At 46.6% G+C, this 21,518-nt stretch carries 24 protein-coding genes; 15 read left to right on the forward strand and 9 right to left on the reverse strand.

The genetic code is table 11. The features are described 5' to 3' along the window. The first annotated feature begins 2 nt into the window (after positions 1 to 2). The 5 genes from hutX (at position 3) to BM082_RS25430 (ending at position 5,852) form a co-directional block, all read left to right on the forward strand. Positions 3 to 527: a heme utilization cystosolic carrier protein HutX gene (gene hutX / locus BM082_RS10725; protein WP_017016471.1), complete on the forward strand. Its 525-nt coding sequence runs from the start codon at positions 3 to 5 to the stop codon at positions 525 to 527. Then, positions 524 to 1,054: a heme utilization protein HutZ gene (gene hutZ, locus BM082_RS10730; RefSeq protein WP_017015582.1), complete on the forward strand. Its 531-nt coding sequence runs from the start codon at positions 524 to 526 to the stop codon at positions 1,052 to 1,054. Before hutX ends, hutZ begins: the two co-directional genes overlap by 4 nt. 114 nt (positions 1,055 to 1,168) lie before the next feature. Beyond that, positions 1,169 to 3,340 carry a TonB-dependent hemoglobin/transferrin/lactoferrin family receptor gene (locus BM082_RS10735; protein WP_074926918.1) on the forward strand — a complete coding sequence of 724 codons (2,172 nt, stop codon included), beginning with the start codon at positions 1,169 to 1,171 and terminating at the stop codon, positions 3,338 to 3,340. A 207-nt stretch (positions 3,341 to 3,547) separates the two neighbouring features. Continuing rightward, on the forward strand, positions 3,548 to 5,350 hold the full coding sequence (locus BM082_RS10740) for an ABC transporter ATP-binding protein (RefSeq protein ID WP_074926920.1): 1,803 nt from the start codon (positions 3,548 to 3,550) through the stop codon (positions 5,348 to 5,350). A 283-nt stretch (positions 5,351 to 5,633) separates the two neighbouring features. Continuing rightward, positions 5,634 to 5,852, forward strand: coding sequence for a GDCCVxC domain-containing (seleno)protein (locus BM082_RS25430; RefSeq protein WP_074926922.1), 219 nt, complete (start codon positions 5,634 to 5,636; stop codon positions 5,850 to 5,852). Positions 5,853 to 5,906: 54 nt separating this feature from the next. Here BM082_RS25430 and BM082_RS10750 read toward each other — a convergent pair whose 3' ends face one another. Further along, positions 5,907 to 6,239 carry a cupin domain-containing protein gene (locus tag BM082_RS10750; RefSeq protein WP_017008941.1) on the reverse strand — a complete coding sequence of 111 codons (333 nt, stop codon included), beginning with the start codon at positions 6,237 to 6,239 and terminating at the stop codon, positions 5,907 to 5,909. Between the two features lie 234 nt (positions 6,240 to 6,473). Between BM082_RS10750 and BM082_RS10755 the strand changes: the two genes are divergently transcribed. Continuing rightward, the gene (locus BM082_RS10755) at positions 6,474 to 6,692 is read left to right on the forward strand and encodes a hypothetical protein (RefSeq protein WP_017008940.1); all 219 of its coding nucleotides are present in this window, start codon (positions 6,474 to 6,476) and stop codon (positions 6,690 to 6,692) included. Between the two features lie 427 nt (positions 6,693 to 7,119). Here BM082_RS10755 and BM082_RS10760 read toward each other — a convergent pair whose 3' ends face one another. Continuing rightward, positions 7,120 to 8,001, reverse strand: a complete 882-nt coding sequence (locus BM082_RS10760) for a ribonuclease T2 family protein (protein WP_017016475.1) — start codon at positions 7,999 to 8,001, stop codon at positions 7,120 to 7,122. Positions 8,002 to 8,339: 338 nt separating this feature from the next. On the opposite strand from BM082_RS10760, the gene BM082_RS10765 reads away from it, so the two are divergent. Together BM082_RS10765 and BM082_RS10770 are read left to right on the forward strand one after the other, a co-directional pair. After that, positions 8,340 to 8,966, forward strand: coding sequence for a YiaD family glycine zipper/OmpA-like lipoprotein (locus tag BM082_RS10765; RefSeq protein WP_017015576.1), 627 nt, complete (start codon positions 8,340 to 8,342; stop codon positions 8,964 to 8,966). 210 nt (positions 8,967 to 9,176) lie between these two features. Then, positions 9,177 to 9,383 carry a hypothetical protein gene (locus BM082_RS10770; protein ID WP_017008937.1) on the forward strand — a complete coding sequence of 69 codons (207 nt, stop codon included), beginning with the start codon at positions 9,177 to 9,179 and terminating at the stop codon, positions 9,381 to 9,383. A 134-nt stretch (positions 9,384 to 9,517) separates the two neighbouring features. Here the strand turns inward: BM082_RS10770 and BM082_RS10775 are convergent, their stop codons facing one another. After that, positions 9,518 to 9,793 (reverse strand): hypothetical protein, encoded by a 276-nt coding sequence (locus BM082_RS10775; protein WP_017008936.1) that lies wholly within the window; start codon positions 9,791 to 9,793, stop codon positions 9,518 to 9,520. A 314-nt stretch (positions 9,794 to 10,107) separates the two neighbouring features. Between BM082_RS10775 and BM082_RS10780 the strand changes: the two genes are divergently transcribed. Together BM082_RS10780 and BM082_RS10785 are read left to right on the forward strand one after the other, a co-directional pair. After that, positions 10,108 to 10,584, forward strand: a complete 477-nt coding sequence (locus BM082_RS10780; protein ID WP_017016476.1) for a hypothetical protein — start codon at positions 10,108 to 10,110, stop codon at positions 10,582 to 10,584. Positions 10,585 to 10,813: 229 nt separating this feature from the next. After that, a complete protein-coding gene (locus tag BM082_RS10785; RefSeq protein ID WP_017008934.1) occupies positions 10,814 to 11,125 on the forward strand; it encodes a hypothetical protein in 312 nt (103 codons plus the stop codon). A gap of 53 nt (positions 11,126 to 11,178) precedes the next feature. On the opposite strand, the gene BM082_RS10790 is transcribed toward BM082_RS10785, so the two are convergent. The 4 genes from BM082_RS10790 to BM082_RS10805 form a co-directional block, all read right to left on the reverse strand. Then, positions 11,179 to 11,553, reverse strand: a complete 375-nt coding sequence (locus BM082_RS10790; protein ID WP_017008933.1) for a ribbon-helix-helix domain-containing protein — start codon at positions 11,551 to 11,553, stop codon at positions 11,179 to 11,181. 16 nt (positions 11,554 to 11,569) lie between these two features. After that, complete coding sequence (locus BM082_RS10795) at positions 11,570 to 12,127, reverse strand: DJ-1/PfpI family protein (protein WP_017008932.1); 558 nt, start codon at positions 12,125 to 12,127, stop codon at positions 11,570 to 11,572. A gap of 215 nt (positions 12,128 to 12,342) precedes the next feature. Then, a complete protein-coding gene (locus BM082_RS10800) occupies positions 12,343 to 12,834 on the reverse strand; it encodes a P-loop nucleotide/nucleoside kinase family protein (protein ID WP_017016477.1) in 492 nt (163 codons plus the stop codon). Positions 12,835 to 12,873: 39 nt separating this feature from the next. After that, positions 12,874 to 13,272, reverse strand: a complete 399-nt coding sequence (locus BM082_RS10805; RefSeq protein WP_017016478.1) for an ACT domain-containing protein — start codon at positions 13,270 to 13,272, stop codon at positions 12,874 to 12,876. Between the two features lie 243 nt (positions 13,273 to 13,515). Between BM082_RS10805 and BM082_RS10810 the strand changes: the two genes are divergently transcribed. Further along, entirely contained in the window at positions 13,516 to 13,758 is a 243-nt protein-coding gene (locus BM082_RS10810; protein ID WP_017016480.1) for a DUF6500 family protein, read from the forward strand. A 50-nt stretch (positions 13,759 to 13,808) separates the two neighbouring features. Here the strand turns inward: BM082_RS10810 and BM082_RS10815 are convergent, their stop codons facing one another. Both BM082_RS10815 and BM082_RS10820 read right to left on the reverse strand, forming a co-directional pair. Continuing rightward, positions 13,809 to 14,321, reverse strand: a complete 513-nt coding sequence (locus tag BM082_RS10815; RefSeq protein ID WP_017008927.1) for a hypothetical protein — start codon at positions 14,319 to 14,321, stop codon at positions 13,809 to 13,811. A 337-nt stretch (positions 14,322 to 14,658) separates the two neighbouring features. Next, positions 14,659 to 15,459: a delta-class carbonic anhydrase gene (locus tag BM082_RS10820; protein ID WP_422111081.1), complete on the reverse strand. Its 801-nt coding sequence runs from the start codon at positions 15,457 to 15,459 to the stop codon at positions 14,659 to 14,661. 1,274 nt (positions 15,460 to 16,733) lie between these two features. Between BM082_RS10820 and BM082_RS10830 the strand changes: the two genes are divergently transcribed. The 4 genes from BM082_RS10830 to BM082_RS10845 all read left to right on the forward strand — a co-directional run bounded on the left by BM082_RS10830 (position 16,734) and on the right by BM082_RS10845 (position 21,351). Further along, positions 16,734 to 17,318, forward strand: coding sequence for a cysteine dioxygenase (locus BM082_RS10830; protein ID WP_017015566.1), 585 nt, complete (start codon positions 16,734 to 16,736; stop codon positions 17,316 to 17,318). A 97-nt stretch (positions 17,319 to 17,415) separates the two neighbouring features. Then, a complete protein-coding gene (locus BM082_RS10835; protein ID WP_017011059.1) occupies positions 17,416 to 17,760 on the forward strand; it encodes a YajD family HNH nuclease in 345 nt (114 codons plus the stop codon). A gap of 262 nt (positions 17,761 to 18,022) precedes the next feature. Further along, positions 18,023 to 18,772: a winged helix-turn-helix domain-containing protein gene (locus BM082_RS10840; RefSeq protein ID WP_074926926.1), complete on the forward strand. Its 750-nt coding sequence runs from the start codon at positions 18,023 to 18,025 to the stop codon at positions 18,770 to 18,772. Next, the gene (locus tag BM082_RS10845) at positions 18,769 to 21,351 is read left to right on the forward strand and encodes a PAS-domain containing protein (RefSeq protein WP_074926928.1); all 2,583 of its coding nucleotides are present in this window, start codon (positions 18,769 to 18,771) and stop codon (positions 21,349 to 21,351) included. The genes BM082_RS10840 and BM082_RS10845 overlap by 4 nt, the downstream gene beginning before the upstream one ends. Positions 21,352 to 21,518: the final 167 nt, after the last annotated feature.

Below are 21,518 nucleotides of genomic sequence, written 5' to 3' on the forward strand. Positions count from 1 at the left end.
CAATGCAACAAGCGATTATCGTCACCTCTGAAACCAAACAGCGCGTTGCTGAATACCTTGAGCAAGATGTTCATACCCCTGTTTCGAACATGGTAGACAGTCTGAAATTGACGGAAGGCGAAATCACGCTGGCACTGCCAGAAGAAATGATCGCGCGCGCTGATGGCGCATTGGCACAAAGCATTCTTGAAGTGATGCCAACGTGGGGCAAAGTGACCACCATCGTGCATTCCGGTGGTTCAGTATTTGAATTTAAAGCGGCATTCCCGAAAGGCAAACTGGCTCACGGTTACTACAACCTGATGGGCCGCGAAGGCCAACTGCACGGCCATCTGCGTCTTGAGCTTGTGTCTGACATCGTATTCGTCAGCAAACCATTCCGTGGCACTGAAAGCCATTACATTGGTTTCTTCGACAGCACAGGTCATTGTGTATTCAAGATTTACCTGGGTCGCGACAAAAAACGTCAGCTATTCCCAGAACAAATTGAACTGTTTAATGCCATGAAACAGGAGTTGGCAAAATGATTGATAAGGCAGAACGTCTACAAAACCGTCTAGGTCCAGAAATCCAAGAATTCCGCGATGCACGTAAGACGTTGCAATTGGGTACTGTTGATAAAGATGGCAAACCGCATACCAGTTATGCACCGTTCGCGTTTTCAGAACAGGGTTACTACATCCTTGTGAGTGACCTTGCTACCCATGGTCAAAACCTGAAACACAGCAAAGCCGTATCGATCATGATGATCGAAGACGAAAACGAAGCACGCTCTATCTTTGCGCGCCGCCGTTTGTCGTTCGACACCAATGCAGAGCTTATCGAGCGTGAATCTGCGCTTTGGCAGCAGGGCATCGACGTGATGCAAACACGCCTTGGCGAGATGATCGACAACCTTAGCCAACTAGGTGATTTCCGCCTATACCGCTTAAACCCAGTGATGGGTCGTTATGTGAAAGGCTTCGGTCAAGCCTTCGACGTAACAGGCGAAGACCTGCTTTCTATCGTGCACCTGAATGAAGGTCACGTTCAGAAAATGAAAGAAGGCATGTAACGCTTTCAACTAGGGCTCTGGGTCCTTCAGAGCCTTTCATTATAAAAATAATAATTTTTTCGTGCTGAATTCAGCGTGAGCGGCCTTTTATTGCCTAAAGAAAGAGTGAAGGTTATGACAATTAAGAAAAACAAGCTGGCACTTCTCGTCAGTCTTTTCTGCGCGGGAAGTGCTGCCGCACAGGAAGTGTACACGTTTGATGAAGTGGTTGTTTCAGCAACCCGTAGTGAACAAAACATCAGTGATGTTGCGGCGTCCGTTGATGTTGTTGATAGCAAAAACATCGAAGAAGACCTCGCGCAAGATCTAGAACAAGCCATTGCCAATGAGCCGGGCGTTTCTATGCCGGGTACAGGTCGCTTTGGTAACTCAGGCTTTAATATTCGTGGCTTGAGCGAGAACTACGTAAAAACCATGGTTGATGGCGTCGAACAGCCTACCTCTTTCGACCCAGGCGCAGATGTCATGCGCAAATATAACAACAACGTAGAAACCGACACGCTTCAGCGCATTGAAATCAACAAAGGCCCATCATCAAGCCTTTACGGGAGTGATGCCTTAGCGGGTGCCGTGATTATTCGCACCAAAAACCCTGAAGATCTGCTGACTGACGCAGGCGACGATACCTACGTCGCAGTGAAAACGGGCTACTACAGCGTTGATGAAAGCTACAAAGCAACCGCAACGATTGCTAACCGCACGGGTGATTTGGAAACCTTACTGATTTTCACACACCGTGATGGACATGAAACCGCGACGCATGGAAGTGGCGCAGACATTGAAAACCGCGATCGCGGGCAAGCTGACCCATTCGACATCAATTCTGATAACTTGCTTGCGAAGGCGTTCTACCAACTGAATGAAGATCACCGCATCGGCATTACCGGCGAAATCTTCAATCGCGAAGCAGATGGCTTGATTCTGTCGAATGAAGGCTATGAAATCATGCCGGGCTTTGTGTATACCCGTAACAGTGCCAGCGATGAAGATCGCCGCAAACGTTTGACGTTCGAGCACGATTGGCAAGCCAACCTGATTGCGTTTGATCGCTTGAAATGGCACCTAACAGGGCTAGAAAGCGAAAGCCTGCACAACACATACGACGAAACACCAGCGCACGGCTACCGTAATCGCATGCGTAAGGGTGAAGACAAGAGCGTTCAGCTTGATGCACAGTTCGATAAGGCGTTTGAGCTAGATACCAGCTACCACGAAATCAGCTACGGGTTTAACTACATTACGAATGAGTTCAACCTTGATTACCGTGACATGTACTTGGAAGGACACAAAGCGGGCACGTTTCAAAACAAAGACGGTGATGTGCCCAATGCGGAGTCTGTAAAGTGGGGCATCTTCATTCAAGATCAGGCTTTCTTCTTAGAAGAGCGCTTGGTGCTTAATGCCGGCCTTCGTTACGATAATTTTTCTGCAGAACCAAAAGGTACATCGGATTATGCCAAATCAGACAGTGACGCTGTAACGGCGAAATTAGGTGCGGTATACCATTGGAATCAGAGCCTTAGCTCTTATGCCAACGTCAGCCAAGGCTTTAAAGCGCCAACGCTGCAAGACTTGTACTACTTCTATGAAACAGACGCGGCTTACGGCGCTGTTTACGAAGCTAACCCAGATTTGAAGCCTGAAGAGAGTGTTGGCTACGAAACAGGCCTGCGTATTACACAAGACTATGGCCGCTTTGATTTTGCCGTGTACTACAACGATTACAAAAACTTTATCGAAGGCACTAAGTTGGCCGACGACAATGGTGAAGGTAAAGAGTTGTGGTCTAAGCAGAACATCAGCAAAGCGGAAATCTACGGTGCTGAGTTCAAAGCACAATTGGCGTTGGATGTACTGATGGATGCGCCGACAGGCTTATACTCAGATTTCAGCGTGGCCTACACCCAAGGTAAAGACAAAGAAAACGGCGAAGCGTTAGATACCGTGTCTCCACTTTCTGCTTACTTCGCATTGGGTTATGCCGACGTAGAAGGCACTTATGGCGGTAAAGTGGCGGTAAAAGCGGTCGCCGGTAAGTCAGACGCTGATTGGAGTAACGCAAACGGCAACGATAACGTCACCGCACCTGGTTACGCTGTCACAGACGTAACCGCGTTCTACCGCCCAATGACAAACTTAACGCTTCGTGCAGGCCTGTTTAATGCCTTCGACAAGAAGTATTGGGAATACACCAACCTGATTGGCTCGGAAGCAATAGACCAAGGACTTGATCGTCGCACGCAGCCAGGACGTAATTGGGGTATAGAAGCCGAATACGTCTTCTAACGCGATAAACAGAAAACCTCTGTAACGTGTTAGTGATAAACACCCCGGTTCAGCCGGGGTGTTTTTGGTTTCAGCTAAACGTGTTTCAAGTGGCAGAAAGCCTGCCGTATTTATTAATCCCGCAACAAGGTGCGTTACACTGTCTGAGTAGGCTTCATTCAACAGCGACAATGCCCCTCTATAACGATAAGAAAAATTGGAGACTCAGTGAGTAAAGGTGTTTTAACCGAGCTATCAACAGGATGGCTTATTCAACAGGCGAAAAAGCAAAAGAAACGCCTGATTATCGCTAACATCATTGCCGTATTCGCCACCTTAATCAGTGTGCCAATTCCTTTGCTTATGCCGCTGATGGTTGATGAAGTGTTATTGAATCAACCAGACAAAGGCATCGAATTATTTAACCATCTTTTGCCAGAATCTCTCCAACAGCCAGCCAGTTACATTGTGTTGGTGCTACTGATGGTGATCGTCATGCGTGTGGCGAGCCAGGCATTAAACATTTGGCAGAGCCGACAGTTCACGCTGGTATCCAAAAACATCACCTGTTTCATCCGTCAGCAGCTTCTCGATAAGCTCGGACGCGTGAGCATGAAAGAGTTCGAGCAGCGCGGCAGCGGCGGTGTGAGCTCGCACCTTGTGACAGACATTGAAACCCTCGACAACTTCATTGGTAACAGTCTGAGCCGGTTTGTGGTGGGTGTGCTGACCGTCTTTGGTACCGCGATCATTCTTTTGTGGCTGGATTGGATGCTCGGTTTGTTCATCTTGTTGGTGAACCCATTGGTGATTTTCCTTTCCCGTAAAATGGGTCAGCGTGTTAAGCACCTCAAGAAAGCAGAGAACCAATCCTTTGAGCGCTTCCAACAGCGTTTGGTGGAAACCCTTGATGGTATTTATCAACTGCGTGCAGCAAACCGCGAGAAAGCCTACCTCGATGTATTGAAGCAAGATGCTGATGCTATCCGTCATGATGCAGACAAATACGCGTGGCAATCAGAAGCAGCAGGGCGCATTTCCTTCCTCATGTTCCTCATTGGCTTTGAGCTGTTCCGTGGTGCAGCCATGTTGATGGTGTTGTTCAGTGATTTAAGTATCGGTCAGATCTTTGCTGTGTTTGGTTACTTGTGGTTCATGCTGAGCCCGATCCAAGAGCTGCTTGGCATTCAGTATGCGTGGTTCAGTGCATCTGCTGCCATGAAACGCTTGAATGGCCTGCTTGCGCTAGAAGAAGAACACGTTATCGACACCAAAAGCGAAGACCCTCTGGCGAAGTGCGATACCTTTGGCGTTGAAGTAAAAGATGTCACGTTCGCTTACGACGACGAGAGAACCGTACTTAATGGCTTGTCACTGTCATTGCCAGCAGGGAAGCGCGTTGCCTTGGTGGGTGCATCAGGTGGCGGTAAATCGACGCTAATCCAACTTCTACTTGGCCTTTACCGTAAATCTGATGGCGACATTCTGATTGATGGTGAATCCGTTGATACGCTGGGTTATGAGACCCTTCGCCAGCATACTGCCGTGGTGTTGCAGCAACCGGTTATTTTTAACGACACGCTTCGTGCAAACCTCACGCTCGGCCGAACCGACTTTACCGATGAGCAATTATGGCAATCGCTTGAAATTGCACAATTGGGCGAAGTGGTAGAGAAGCTTGAAAGCGGATTGGAATCGCAGCTGGGTCGTCAAGGCTTGAAGCTGTCGGGTGGTCAGCGTCAACGTCTTGCCATTGCTCGCATGATCCTCACCAATCCTAAACTGGTGATTCTGGATGAAGCCACATCAGCACTGGACACAGCAACAGAAGCGGCACTGCACGAAGCGCTAAATAACTTCCTGCAAGGGCGCACCACATTGATCGTGGCGCACCGTTTGTCTGCGGTAAAACAAGCCGACCTGATTTACGTGCTAGAAGATGGCAAAGTGGCGCAATGCGGAAGTCACCAAGACCTGGTGAATGCAGATGGCCTTTACCAAACCTTGTACGGCAACCTTCAAGCGGGTTAACGCCTCGTTTGAACCATTGATTGAACGCCTCGCAAATGCGAGGCTTTTTTGTATTGGTTGTCCCGTCCTAAATAAGGTTGGCATGATAGATACGCAATTTGTTCCATGTACATAAGTGAGAACAAGGAATAAAAACGCATCAAAACGTAAGGGTAAATTGTCAGGTCGTGATGTAAAGCCGAGGTTCTTAAATCCAAATTGGAAAGTGCGTGAAGTCTGTTCCACCATTAACAGACTCTAATGAGTCACCAGTAATTTACTTTTCTAGATGCAGTGAGAGCCAATGAAAGTCATTTTGAAGTCGGACGTAACGTGTCCCAATTGCGGACACACGAAAACAGAGCTCATGCCCATCGGGGAGTCGCAGCAGCATTACGAATGCGAAAACTGCCATGAGGTATTGTTAGTTACCGAAGGCGGGTGCTGTGTCTTTTGTTCTTATGGCAGTGTGTGCTGTCCACCTGTTCAAGTGAATGGCACCTGTACGAAAAAACTGCACTAAACGCGTCTATCAAACAGTGTTACTGACTCACTGCTATCTCTTTGCTGACACCATTCATTCTTTATCGCGATAAAACACCGCTAACCAGACGGTTTCTTGGTCTGGATCTGTCCAGCTAACACGGTGTTTTGTATGGGCAGGTAGCGTTACCTGATCGCCTTTGCGCATTGTTAGCCGCGAACCATCCTCGAAGGCCAACTCCGCGTGTCCTTCCAAAACCATCACCCACTCGTGCTCATCTTGGTCATACCAATCTGTATCAGGGGTTGTTTGTCCCCGCGACACTATTCTCTCAATTCGGACAAACGGGTGTTTAACTATTTCATCAAAAACCTCGGCATTTCGGGCGTTTGGAAGGTTTTCTAATAGGTTGTTTTGTTTAAACATGCTTTCACACTCACTGCTACGCAACTCATTGATTAAAAGTAATAAACATCTTAGCTGTATGTCGTCAAAGGTTAGAAAGAAGAGGGGGCATAAGGGAAATTTATGCTCATAACACACGGCATAATTACAAAAACACAACAATTTCGCTTTCGTCTCATAAATGCATCACAAATCGAAAGTGATATGAAATTACACTCAGCGCGTTAGAGGTCAATTTATACCAAGGAGATAACGATGAGTGTACATATGTGGTATTGCGATAGCTGTAAAGCTGAAACTGGTCACGAAGTGCGTGAGCAAGGCCATCACGATCCCGCCGTTCGTGCGAAGGCAACTCCGCCTGCAGGCACACATTCAGATTCAACAGAGTGTACTTGTACGGCATGTGCCAATGTCCAATGGGTAGATCCTGTCGATATCTTCCACCTCGACGTGCATGACTTTGGTGATTAACACCACTTACAGTATCTTCCACGAATAGAAGTTCACAGAAAGTGCGCCAACTTGGTCGGCAGAGGATGCTGTAGACATGAATGAGAGCAGAGTTTTTCTGCTCTTTTTGTTTTATCGCTTTCCATACATCACCTTACGTACTCCTATACTATTTCAGGTAGTAGATAATGCACACTGTAACGCACTATAACTTATTATATGTGACTTATATAACAATGCATCGTAACCGGTTTAAATTATTTATCGCTCACCTATCTAACTGATAATAAGTAAATAATCTAAAGATGTGCCTATCAGGAATTGGGAGGGATTCGCTGTGGGGGCTACGCAGTAACACAAAGAGTGATGGGTTAATTAAACGAAAAACGCCCTCCAATCTCGGAGGGCGTTTCTTGTTTTTCTGTCTCGGTTTCGGAGAAATCGACGCTTAAAGCTCTCTCACTTTTACGTTTTTACCACATGAGCGTTCCATCTCTGTACAGGCTTCAGCGATGCCTTCTTTAGAGAAACAGATACGGATTTCATCGAGCGTGTTTTTTGGGCCAGAACCTTCATCACATGCCAATTCGATCATGTTTGCTTTCAGACGAGGGTTCTTGTCGATAACCGCTTGTCGAATCTCGCCTTGAGAGAACGTTCCTGAAGACAGATCGGGAAGAGAAAGAGAATTCCACAGTTGGCCTGTAAAGTCATAGTACTCCGAGCGAGAAAGGCCGGAGCAGGTACCGTGTTTCTTCCATTCGTGGCTAATCAGGTAATCTGATGGCATAAACGCGAAGATCTCCTTCTTGTTAATCTTGTCCACCATGTTTGCTGGCACGTCGCAGTTACCTGGGTAGCCTTTGTTGTATTGCGGCCACAAGCCGTGAACAATCCATTCGCGCGAGCACTGTGGCTGGTTCTTGCCTTTCACAAGACAGAATTCCGGCGAATAGCTCAGTGCTAACTTGTAGTAATCAAATTGTCCTGCCACATGCTTGTTATCACTGCGCGAGTATTTCTTTGATTTCGTTTTAGCACCGTCGCCATTCGCTTTGACAGTGCCGTTTTCTTTCACCGTGCCACAATCCGTTTTCGTCCATTTGTCGCCGCTGCCATCGATACGAATACGCACAAAGTCTTTGGCTGCGTTGTTGTAAGTCAACGTTTGATACGTTGTACCGACATCTAACGTAGGTAAGCCTTTGGCTGATAACTGTTTAATACGCTGCGCATAAGGACATTCTTGCGTGGCAGTAAAGGTGTCGGCGAGAGAATGCGAAGAAAAAAGCACCGCCGCGAAGATAAAAGAGACGTTAAGGCGTTTCATGTCTAAACCTGAATAGGGAAAGGAGAGATAAGCATACTGATAACCACTGCCCATCTTGTCTAATTAGCGATACTTATGCCGCTGTTAGCACCGCATTTCAAGTGCCTGCTGGTGGATTTATCAATAAAAAACAAAAAAAACATGAAAAAGAGATTGTTTCTTATCACAACCATGTGATTGAATAAAACGCTGTACAATAAATTATGGCACATTGACTTTCGCCTGACATTTCAAGCTTTTCGAGCTCGTAATATCCGTCGAAACAAGCTTATTATCAGTCAGAATGCGCAAACATGCTCGGGATAGAGCATGCACAATAACAGTGGAGATCTCTCACTATGCGTAAATCGATCCCAGTCATCACATTGGTGGCAGCGTCAATTATTTTAGGTGGATGTGCGACAAACACAGGCAGCGGTGCTGCAATTGGTGCAGCGACAGGTGCCATCTTGGGTAAAGCGACGGGCAACCACAAAGACAAACGTATTTTCATCGGCGCAGCGATTGGTGCATTGGCTGGCGCAGCTGTGGGTCAGTACATGGACCAACAAGAAGCCGCATTCCGAGAAGAGCTTGCAGGTTCAGGCATTGAAGTGGTACGTGAAGGAGACAACATTCGCCTTGTCATGCCTTCAAACATTACGTTTTCGAGCAACCAAAGTAATATTTCACCAAGCTTTGATCAGTCGTTGGATGCTGTCGCCAACGTCATGAATAAGTACGACAAAACGTTCTTGAGCATCGAAGGGCACACAGACAGTACAGGCGATGCGGCTTACAACATGACACTGTCAGAAAAGCGCGCGGAAAGCGTGAAACGCTACCTGAAAATGCAGGCCGTGAATGCAGACCGTTTGTATGTGACGGGATACGGTGAAACGCAGCCATTGGTGTCGAATGATTCCGCGGCAAATCGCGCTAAGAACCGTCGCGTAGAAGTTCAGATTGTGCCTAACACCGCGTGATGATATGAAATAACATACTGTAAAGATTGAGAAAGGAGCTTAACGGCTCCTTTTTCTTACTCCAGATTCAGACAAGAGTATGAAAACGGTATGAAATTAACGCGAGTATCTCACTTGGGGCAGAAAAAAACGGAATTAGGCTAGAGCACTTCGCAAGTAAGTAATACCATACGTGGAAATTACAAACCTAATCGTGAAAGGAATTTATTGATGGCATTAGTCGCTTGCCCAACCTGTGAAAAACAAGTTTCTAAACGTGCGCTTGCATGTCCTGGTTGCGGAGAACCTGATCCAGCGCGCTATCATTCTCGCAATACTTGGCTTGGCCGTCTTTTTTGGCTAGCTGTTTGGGCTGCAATTGGTGCGCTAGTTTGGATTAAAGTGGTTCCGCTTGTCATGGATGTATTCAAACAGTAATTCATTCCAACAAACACTGTACGGAGGAGAAGAAACGGAGTCATTTTGCGCTTTCGCTTCTCCGTTTTCTCTTCTTCTTCATTTTTCTTCGTTAATCAGAATGCCATCTTCAACGCCAAAGACATGACTCCCTGTTACTGCAGGTTATCGTATCGTCTTGGTTGTTGATAAACGTCGTTATCTTGCCAATCTGTAATGCTAAGGTGAGTGAGCAACACACCAGGCGAACAATCTCCAACCGCAATTTTATAGAAAATCAGTGCCGTTTCTTGATCACCGCCGAAACATTTTTGAATAGAACAGATCGCATTGTCTTTTTCTGTCCCTTCGTTCACTAGCTGGCGAACCCAGTCATACTCCATAGCGCCTTCGTTGATGATGGTTTTTCTTCCCAATGTGAATGCAGTCATCTTTCAGCTTCCTTATGAATATTAAAGAGTTGTCACAAAAACATTGATACGTTGATTAAAACGTAAAAGACCATGTATTAACTCGATTCACGTCGCAAAAGTATGCATATATTAGAGTATGGTATTCGCTAAAAAGTCATGAAAACGACGGTAAGTGCAGCGAAAAATGCATCGCATTGAACAAACACTGCAAATTGAGTCAAATTTTATAACTCATAACACAATTTTTTTAGTCCATTGGAGGATCAGCAATAAATCGGTGTTAGCCTGACCCGGTTCATTAGCCACATATCTCAAACACTATGAAATGGATTTTGTCGAACTGGCTTCGAAAGAAGAAATACGAAAAGTTCTTTGGTCGTGTGGAAGAGGATTTCTTCAAAAACGACAAGTACAGACCTTATATCGAAGAGAAGATCCTCGAATCACTGCGAGATAGTCAAAACACCAAGCCCAAAAGGGCAGTGAAAATTGTGCTTGCGTGTATTCGTCAGTCGTTACTTGATAAGTATCTAAGCGAAAACCGCTACATCCGCTTCTTAGAAGACAACAAGCAAGAATTCTTTGCAGCCAGCGAAGAAGGCACAGACGTTGCTCAAGGCTACGAGAAACTCATTCAAAACTTCATCCACAACAAGCAGATAGAATCTTCAGATTACATCGCTTCCCACCTCCCTAAATTCTACAGAAAGCTCGCCAAAGAGTTAGATGTCGATATCAATTACCCGATGGGCGAGAAAGGCGAACAAGACATGCTGGACGACATCATCATGATCCTTAACAACAAATAGTCACCAGCAGGGCACGGCTCGTGCCCAACTTCACAGTCTCTTTCAAGAGTTTATATCTCAATATTCTGTATAACGTTATGTTGTTAAACAATAAAGTGAAGATATCGCGTGACCTAGCAGAACAATGATGAGTCTTAGGGTGACTGTTTTAGCAATGGCTAAAATGCACCCTTGCCGAATTTTCAAATTGGATTAATATATACTGTATATATAAACAGTATTAACGTGTATGCCAGCAATTAGATACCAGCACAATTACAAATCAGTGGTGCTTTCTGATAAGAATTTGCACCTCAAACATCCATTGCTACCGGCTTTCCTGAAAGACGGCAGCCTTGTTTACTATCCGTTTGGTGGGTTTGTGCGCCGTGAAGTGTTGACGTATGAACAGTACGTAAAGCTCATGTTCATTAGCGCTTTCTCCCACACGGAAGAAGGCAGTGCATGGGAAGACATCGCCAGCCACAAGGTGCTCGGTGTGTTCATCAAGGGGGAATACTTTGTCGTGCTTTCTGAAGGAAAGCCCATCATGGTGCAGTAAACACTCGGCTTAAAAACAAACAGGCTGCATCAGGCAAACCGACTCATTACTCGCTACTCGTTAGGGTAACGCGCCAGTCGTTCTCGTCTACGGTGGTTTTCTGCTTCTAGAATTGTTGTTGCATCTAACGCTTGGAGCGAATCATCATTTCTGAGTAATGCGCCGTCTGCAATCAACGACAAATAGCGGCTACAGCACACCCGCAGAAATGACGTGAAGTTGCTGATATCGTGATTTGATTCCAACGATTCAAAATACAGGCTGGTGATCATTTTGTTTAGTGGAAGTGCATCCCTATGTGCGATTTCAGCAAGGGTATTCCAATAGAATAACTCGAGCCGAACAGAGGTAACTACGCCATCAATTCTTATTGAGCGCGTTTGGCTTTCCCACAACGATTCATCCGCACCGATAAACAACTGACACATAGTTACCTCCTTGTTTCTATAGCAAACGCGTAAACTGCGAGAGCATAGCAGGATGGGCTGGCCAAGCGGGTGCTGTTACCAATTGCCCATCTGTGATTGCTTGATCAAGCGGCACATCCACATAGATTCCGCCAGCCATTTCAACTTCAGGCTTACACGCAGGGTAGGCCGTGAGTTTTCGTCCTTCAACAACGTGAGATGCCGTTAAAAGTTGAATACCGTGACAAATAGAAGCGACAGGCTTGTTGGCAGCAAAAAAATCACGGATGAGTGCTGTAACACGTTGATCTAGTCGCAAATACTCAGGAGAGCGTCCCCCCGGAAGGTATAGGCCGTCAAACTGGTCTGCGTTAACTGTGTTGAAGTCTGCGTTTAACTGAAAGTTATGCCCACGCTTTTCGGTATAGGTTTGATCCCCTTCAAAATCATGAATCGATGTTGAGATGAAATCCCCCGCGTTTTTCCCTGGGCAGACTGCATGCACTTCATGGCCCATAGCAATAAGTGCTTGAAAGGGCACCATGTTCTCGTAGTCTTCAACAAAGTCACCAGTAATCATCAGAATGTTAGCCATGGTTAATACCTTATCCGTTTAATAAATGTCGTCACGTTGAGAAGCCATTAAACGGCCTTACGTTAACAAGGTGGTAACATGTGGTTATTACATCTGGCACAGTGGGATCAAAAGGGCGAAATTGGCGGGAGATGTACGGAGGAAGTGTTACATCTACGAACAGGATAGGATTGAGCCACATGTTTTTAAACAGGTTGGTCGGGCGTTTTTGTGTGTCAGTCACGCACGACGCGAATGTTTAACATTTCCGCGTCAGAAGGCACGTCAAAATACGCGGAGACATGGTAAAACATCTCTTCTGTATCAAAGGCTTGGCGTTCTGGTTGCGCCTGCCTACGTTGCGCAATTTGCTGTAGGCATCGCGCATCATTCCTATCCAAAAAGATAAGTTCATGAGAGGCAGAGATAGCATTCGCCAATTCTAAGAACCCTTTTCGTTGACTTTTCGTGTTCGCAGGAAAATCCATCACCACACTTGTCCCCGTTTTCAGGATGCGCTGAACATGGTCATGAACGAGGGGTTTCATGCGGCGAGAGAAGATCAAATAGTCGTCAAAACTATTAATCTGATTCGGGTACAGCGCTGACAGCCAATCGTCTTCAGAGAGTAAAACAGCATTCTTTTCTTGGGCTAACGTGAGGGAATACGTTGATTTCCCTGCGCCCATTTTGCCGCAGAAAAAGTAGAGGGTGCCAACAGACTGCATGTAACGCTCCGAATCATATGAACGAGATAGGTTTACCCATCAGCCTTGCACAAATTCCTGCAACGCCGCCAATGCAGGTTCTGCTTTTTCGGCCTGAACGAAAATATGATCGTGATAATACGCAGCAATGACATTGGCACTGATGCCATTATCCGCCAGCTTGTTCGCCACAGCCGCCGTCAAGCCAACCGCATCAAGGCTCGAATGCACGGTTAGCGTGATTTGCTTATATACGCCTTCATAGTTAAGCCCCGCTTGATCTGCCGCGGATTTGCTCACGAGCAAGGTCATGCCTTCTTCCTCTTGGAACGTCGCACGAGGGTTAAGCGCAATATACTCACTCAAGGCGCCCGATACTGTACAAAACACCCAGTCGCCGTCAATGAGCGCAGGGTGCATTGACGCTAACAACTGATCGAGTTCTTTAATGCCTGCCATGATGATGTCCTTATGGTGAGTACCGATGTGTACCGACGACATTGATTCCGCTTTCCATGTTTCGCCATCATCTTCGATTCAGCATGGGCAACACAATGCCAAACGCCATGAAAACAACCTGATCGAAGAATAAATGCCAACACCGTCAAACTCCCGAAAGTGCCACTTTTACGTAGGACTGTTTAAATATACAGTAGTGATGATATTTGCATCATAAAACCACGAAATAAGGAGCAAAGCGCAATGCATCCCATGCTTCGCGAGAAAATGTTGAAGGTGTGCCAACAGAAAATAGAGAAAAAAGGCGAGGGCGTGAATGTGTCCTTCTATGCTTTTTTTGCCAACAAGAATGACAACCCTGAACGCCTCATGGAAGCTGCGACATGGTGGATACAAACGCACAAGCTCGACCACTTTGAAAAAGCCACCAAGATCTTGACCTTAGTAAGCGAAGACGTTTTCGTCCCCCTTTGCATAGATACGTGAAGCACGTCGCCCAGCAACGTGCTTCAGCAATCATGATTGCACAGGCATCACTATTGAACCGGCATCATGGGATATTGCGGGTCGACCACTTTCACAAAGCCGACCTTTTCCGCCACGTGACAAGCATTACACACCGCTTTTGTGGTTTCGAATGTTTCCCAAATCTTCGCATCGTCTTTTGAATCAATGGCAGCCTGCATCACCTTCCACTGAGAATCGATAAACATGGCATCGGCATTCGCTTTGCGCGCAGGGCGACGCTCAGTGCCATTCACAATGGTTTTTTTGATCTTCTTCCATTGGTAGGTCGCCATGTCATAGTTCTGGTTTTTAAGCGCAAAGTAAAACGTGTTAAAGCGAGCGCCGGTTTCGAACATGGTCATGTCAAAGCCACGCATTTGTTTCTGCAGCACTTTAAAGCGTTCATCATTGGTTTCTTTATTCATCACCCAGTCATTTTGACCTTTGAATTGGGTCACGGTCGCAATGGCAGTAGCAGATGAGAGCAGAGCAGGGGTTAGCACTAAACTGACGCACAGGGCGCGTTTTAATATTGGCGACATTGTTCACCGTCCTTTTTATTGTGGTTGATTGAGCGCTGACAGGCTAACGCAACCAAGAAGACGAGGGATACAGTGAAAACAGGGGATTAGAACGGGAAAGCACGAATAGAACATCATTCAATGTATCAATACCTACTGCGTCATAATGAGAAAGCGACATGACAGCGACAAATTATTGATACATAAGCCTTTAATTTTCACAACTTTTGACAAGTGCGCATTAAATAAGGGTGTTATGGTAAATATGTAGGGAGCAAAAAGCAGTAATGTGTACCACAAAGAAAAGGGCGCACTGACACGGCTTAAAGCACGTGCTGCGCACCCAAATCGTTAAAGATTACTTCTCGATGTCAGAAAGCAGATCTTTGTTAACCACAAGGTTTCTTACGCCGTGCGCGTGGTCTTCATCAAAATCATTGCCTTCACACCACTCACCAACGGTCGCGATGTTAACTTTGGCAATTTTAGGACGCACACTCCATGTCACCTGGAACGGCGAACCTTCTTCGTTGTAACCCGGGCCCGTTGTTGAACCTGCATACTGAATAGGCTTACCTGTGTTGTTAGGAATGTTGATCGCCTGATGCACACCGTCTTTTTTCTCGTGCTCATTCAGTTCTTCAAAATCCAGCGCATCGGCATCATTCACTACCACGTAAACTTGGGTTTCTACGCGCAGTTGTGGGTTTTTGTTCGCATCGTTAAAGCATGAACCCAAAGTCGCGCCTGGTTCAACCTGTGCAGTGGTATGTACGTAGTGCACTTCAATGGTGTCACCCGGCTTTACGTCGCCATGTTTACTTGGGCACATTTCGCCTTTCACCGGTGCCAGTTCAGCCGCCGTCAGTTGGCCTGAATACTTGAAGCCGCTTTGGTAACCATGACCATCGCCATTGCCCGCATACTTGGTGAATTCACCGCCTTTGTGCTCAGCATTCTTGTGGAAGTGGATATTACACAAGTTCATCTCAGTGTATTTTGGCGCAGCATTAAACGTCAGCGTGTTGTTACCCGCCGCCGAATCAATGTCACGCGGAGATTGAGGACCAAAGCCTTCGCCTTCAGTGTTTTCTGCCAGCTCTTGACGCTGCTCCGCGATGACTTTATCAGATACGGTCTCATGGCCGCTTTTTGCCATCGCACCAAAAGACGCGGAGACGGTGAATGCGATGATGCACAATTTGGTAGTTTTCACTGGTTCATTCCCTTATTCGTTGAAATCAGAGGGTCGGCACATAGAAATACGCAATGCTTTACGCGCCGATCGGCATTCACTAAGACTGCGAATACCCTTGAAGAGTAACGAATATTGGGCATTTTTTTCACCTCACTGTTAACAAAGTGCCACGTTTTCGAGGCCGAATCTCTCAATTGAATCACAACAACTCACACACACATTATGCAACTGTGATGGGGCTTGAAGTTAATGTGGTGTTGATGCAACCCGATGAAGAAAGAGGGTGAGGGTATTGGATAGCTCGGGGCAGATCATCGCAGGAAACATGACGGTTGGTGACAACGAAACACGTTGGCAGTTTACACCTGATGCGGTTCGGCGGCGCAATTGCCACGCTCGGCATGTTAGCGCTAGGTGCCTGGGAAACCATCCGCAACGAGAAAAAAGCCCGCAATAGCGGGCTTTTTAATTACTTCAACTTATCCCGAATCGGTATCCACGGCGCAGGCTGTTGGCGCATGCCGCCACGGTAAACGGTGACAGGTTGAGCGTGAAAATAGGACATTTCTACTTTGCAGGAAACAGGACATTTCAAAATTGGACAGACTCCACAAGTGCGCATTATCTATCTTATGTTAAATAAGATACGCAGGAGAATGAAATCTGCTTCCCTCGTGTTCGTAATCACCTTCTTTTGGTACACTTTTCTCTTGTTCTTCAATCTATTGAACGTAATTATCTATTTACCATAAAGTAGATAATTACCATTCTACTAAGACGCCTGCCATGAAACGTGGTTTCCTGGGGCTTCTTCTTACTCTGGGAATTATTTAAGAGCGCGCGGATTTGAATCCTTTTAGGTAACGACATTGTTTTACGTTTTGTTGTTGCGTTTGATTCTGCACGAAGCACGACAATGCAATGCGGTTTGTCGTTGGTGTTGTTGAGCGCGAATGGCAGACTTCACATGAACCTTTGTCAGGTTATCCGTTAGGTTGTTGAGCGCGAATGGATGATGGCCATACCCGGATGGTGAGAACGAAAACCTTATCGGTTTTCACAGCGATACCATTTACGGTTTGTTGACTAAAACACAATGACAACCTGTGGAATCGTGACCTTTTATCCAGATCCTAAACTTTTCAACTGCTCGCGCTTGTGGCACGTAATCATGGCGCTATATTCCACAATGGTCTAAATAATAACATATAGACATTAAGGGAATAATAACGCGTATGGATATCACTAAACCCTCGTCGCTGCCGCTTGTGCCGTTGTTTGATGCAGATTATCAGTTCACCTTTGATGAGCTTCTGGAGCAATTGGCACAGACGAAAAAGCCATTGTCATTGCCTAGCATTCGGTTTGTGCTTGAAAATCTCGCACTCGGTGACGAGCAGATCAGCACCCTGTCGAGTTTTACATCCGATACTTACTGTCGTAAGCGATTGTTTAAAAACGAATGCTGCGAAATTTTGATTCTGAGTTGGCTTAATGGTCAACGCAGTAAAATTCATGATCACAAACATACGTCATGTGGCGTGCGTGTGCTAAATGGTGAAGCAACCGAAACCACCTTTGATACGGCTGCAAATGGCCATATCTACGCGACACAATCATCGTTATTTGCAGAAGGTAGCGTTACGGCGAGTAAAGATAACGACATTCACCAAATATCCAACCTTCAATGTGACGACAAACCTTTGGTGACGCTGCACATCTATTCACCACCATTGCATCAGTTCAATATCTACAGCCTAGAAGACGGCAAAGTGACACTGCTAGATATGCTCGAAGATTCATGGATTTACGAGATTTAAGCAGCGTGTTTTCACATAACATTGATTTGAAATCTGGTAACTCTCTGCCTGTTTGATATATTGAGCACATACCAATAACGGAAAGCAAGATACCAGCATGTCATCAGATTATTACGGCACCAGTGCCAGTTACGCGCGTCAAGAAAGCGGATACCGTGAAAAAGCGTTGAAGCTCTATCCTTGGGTTTGTGGCCGTTGTGCGCGTGAATTTGTGTATTCGAACCTGCGTGAACTGACGGTTCACCACATCGATCATGATCATACCAACAACCCGCCAGACGGCAGTAATTGGGAATTGTTGTGCCTTTTCTGTCACGATCATGAGCATTCAAAGTACACCGATCACGACCAATATGGCTCTGAAATCAAAGCTGGAGACGATGATCACGTAGCAGCTACGCACAATCCTTTCGCCAATTTGAAAGACTTAATGAAGAAATAGCATCGGTTTTTATTGCCATTAAACGTCAGCGTTTGAGGCCTAATTATCGACGACAGAAGCCAGAATGAGCGCGTTCAGACACGCCATTCTGGCTTTTTTACGTCTGCTTTTCCAATAAATACACCAGATTCTCAAACCTCAATCACCACGCAACCCTTGATTAGCCCTATGGTAAACAAGCAATTGTTAGAAATCAGTGGGTCGACAAATGCAAAGACATGATGTCTGTAAGGTCGGTTCACTCTACGCAGGAGTTGTAAAGTTGAAACCGGCAAGGATTGTCATCGTAGACGACGAAGCGTCTATCAGGGACGTTTTATCTGATGCGCTGTCCCAACAAGGGCATGATGTAGTGTGTGCTGCCAATGGCCAAGAAATGGCGGCAGTGGGTGCCGTTGATTTAGCTGTCATTGATCTCAGGTTAGACAATGAAGATGGACTGCAATTGGCACGAGAAGTGAGGGAAACCAGCAACATTCCCATCATGATGCTCACGGGGAAAGGCGATGAAACCGATAAAATTGTCGGGCTGGAAGTCGCGGCTGATGACTATATGTTGAAGCCATTTAACCTCCGCGAGTTTACGGCACGCATCACCGCCCTACTTCGTCGAAGCTTCGCTCCGCGAGCCTTGTCTGCGGGGACAGAGCCAGTCACCACAGAAGAAACCGTCTACCGTTTTTCATCCTGGACATTGAATGCAACGCGCAGGCAATTGACGCATGAAGACGGCCACCAACCCGTGTTAACCCATGGCGAGTTTACTTTGCTTGAAGCCTTGGTCAGCGCGCCTCATCGCGTGTTATCCCGCGAACAGTTGATCGTACAAACGCATGGATACAACTGCGATTCATTAGACCGAACTATCGATGTGTTAATACTGCGCTTACGGCGGAAAATTGAACCCAACCCTCGCGTACCTTCGCTGATCAAAACCGAACGTGGCATTGGCTATGTCTTTGCGCACGATGTACTGCGTTCCTCTGGTGTGAATCAGGATGCGTTCGCATGATGAAAACAACCAGCATCCGATTTCAGTTGATGTTAGCGTTGTTTGTTTTGCTCGCGCTCACCACCGGCATGGCGGCGGTGTCCATGTCGACGCTGTGGAAAAACCAAACCATTCTGGATACCGTTTCCAGCACCACACTCACAGACACCAACACGGCGCTCAATTTGTCAGAGGGCGTGGCACAAATCGCCGCGATTGCGCCGTATGCCGCCAATTCTGTTCGGCCCATTTTGGTGCAGATCGAACGAAAGCACCTCGAAACACGGATTGACGAACTCAAGCGCCAAGCCTTGAGCCTGCATCAGAAAGAGTTTTCGGATGAGCTGTTGTCGCGGGTTTCGCAAGTCGAAACCTTGATCTATCAACTGCTGGCAAATATCGAGAACGAGCTGTTTATTCGCGAAGATTTGCTGGCGAGCCAGTTTTCACTCGATCCCTATTTATCTTCCCAAACCGAATTGAACTTCATCGACGCCTTGTCTCAAGATCCGTCGTCCATCCCTGATGGGTGGATAACGTTCATCGAAGACGAACTCACTCAAACCTACCGTGCGGATTCTGTTGTGTTGCAACAACTGCTGCCAGTGCTTTCGTCACTGCGCCGCAGCAAGGTACAAATCCAAGCCCTTAAAGCAGAAAATGCCTTTTTACTGTCGTCCATTCGCGCCCAATCAGACCGAATGGCAGCGTATGTACTTAACCTGGTGAAAACGCATCAGGCTGACGTTAAGCAGCAGCAAAAAGAGAGCCGTGAAGCCATTAACAGTGCCTCAGGAATAATGGTATTTATCTTGGTGATCTTTCTTGGCGGGGTGTATTACCTTTACCGATTCAACAGCAAGATGACCAAAGATTTATCTGCCGTCACCGATGAAATGTTAAGCCTTGCCATGGGTGAAACTAACATGACTGCGGCGCATATTCCTCGGCAAGATGAGATTGGGCAATTAGCGAAAGCCTTTCGTGCATTTCATCGCAATGCGTTGGATAAACAGCGCGTCACGGCGGATCTCAATAGACAAAACATCATGCTCGAAACCATTTTCAACCAGATGCAAGATGGCCTGAGCGCGTTTGATGGGAACAATCGCTTGCTGGTGTGGAATCAACGATACCCAATTTTGATGAAGCTCAACCCCGCCTTGTTAACCCCAGGCATGCACCTGAACGACATTAAAGCACTGATAGCAAACACAGGACATGAAAACCGGTTGCCCGACCGATCTGTTGCGGAATACGACGACATGGCGGCAAATCGACACATCAAGCCCGTGGTGTTTGAACGTCATTTTGAAAACGGCACCATCATTGAGTTCAGCAGCCGCCCTATTCCGTCCGGCGGCTTTGTCACGCTTTATCGAGACTTAACAGAACGCCGCAAGATAGAACAGCAACTCGTCCAATCGCAGAAAATGGAAACGTTAGGTCAATTAACGGGCGGGATTGCCCACGATTTTAATAATCTACTCGCCGCACAAAAAGGCAATTTAGAGCTCATGGACATGACGGCCAGCCTTGATGATACCAATCGGCGTTATTTGAATCGCGCACTGACGGTGACGGAAAAAGGCATTCAAATGGTGGAACGCTTGCTGGCCTTTAGCAGCAAACAAGCTTTGAACCCAAGTGCGGTCGTGATTGATGAATTGATTGAAGAGATCCTCGATTTATTGGATTACACCGTGTCATCAGGTGAAGAGCTTCGTATCGAGCTTTCTACTGCGCCGTCGGCGGTGTACATAGACATAGGCGGCCTTGAAAATGCGCTATTGAATCTGGCACTTAACGCCAATGCGGCCATGGAAGGAAAAGGCACGTTAACCTTGAGTACAGGGCATTGCTGCTTGGTCGCGTCAAAACAAATGGCCGTTGCCATTGAGGTGCGAGACACAGGTAAAGGCATGGATAACGAGGTGTTGAATCGCGCCGTTGAGCCTTTCTTTACGACCAAAGAAAAAGGACAAGGCAGCGGCTTGGGTTTGAGCATGGTGTTTGGGTTTGTGCAGCAATCCGGCGGGGAATTATGCCTTTCATCCAGCCCTGAACAGGGTTCCTCAGTGGCTATTCTGTTGCCTCTTCATGAACGAGAGCACCCTTTGAGTCATGAAGAAACACATGGCGATGATGAGCGGAATAAAGCACACGACAAAGACGCGGTATTGTTGGCCAATGATCAGGCAGCCTTCATCGGAAAACGGGTGTTATTGGTGGAAGATGATGCGGATGTCGCTTCGCCACTCATTGAAATCCTCACACATTATGATCTGGATGTGTGCCCTGTTCGCAGTGCGGAAGAGGCACTCAATGTAATGCAAGATACACGCGATGAAAACAGTATCGATCTGGTTCTGAGCGACATTAACCTCGGTAGCACCCGCACTGGTGTTTGGTTGTATGAAGAGGTTTCAACACAATATCCACACGTGCCAGTGGTGCTCATGTCGGGGCTGCCCGCGCATGAACTCGAAATGCACTATATGCTCAAGCCACATTGGCCACTGCTTGCGAAACCTGTTTCCCGCCAACAATTGCTTCGCGCCCTCAGTATGCAAATAAAAAAGCACGTTGAATCGAATTAACGTGCGCCTTTCTTAATGTAAACCCTATAAATATCATAACTTTATTCGCTTTATTTCAATTGTTAATGGTAATTCTTCAACACTGAAACCGTTCATTCGTATTGCACTGTCATTCTCTCTATTACGGCATGGAGGATGCGACTTTCCTTCGAATTTAGCGTGTTACC

Source organism: Enterovibrio norvegicus DSM 15893, from assembly GCF_900115495.1.
In the GTDB taxonomy this organism is placed as follows: domain Bacteria; phylum Pseudomonadota; class Gammaproteobacteria; order Enterobacterales; family Vibrionaceae; genus Enterovibrio; species Enterovibrio norvegicus.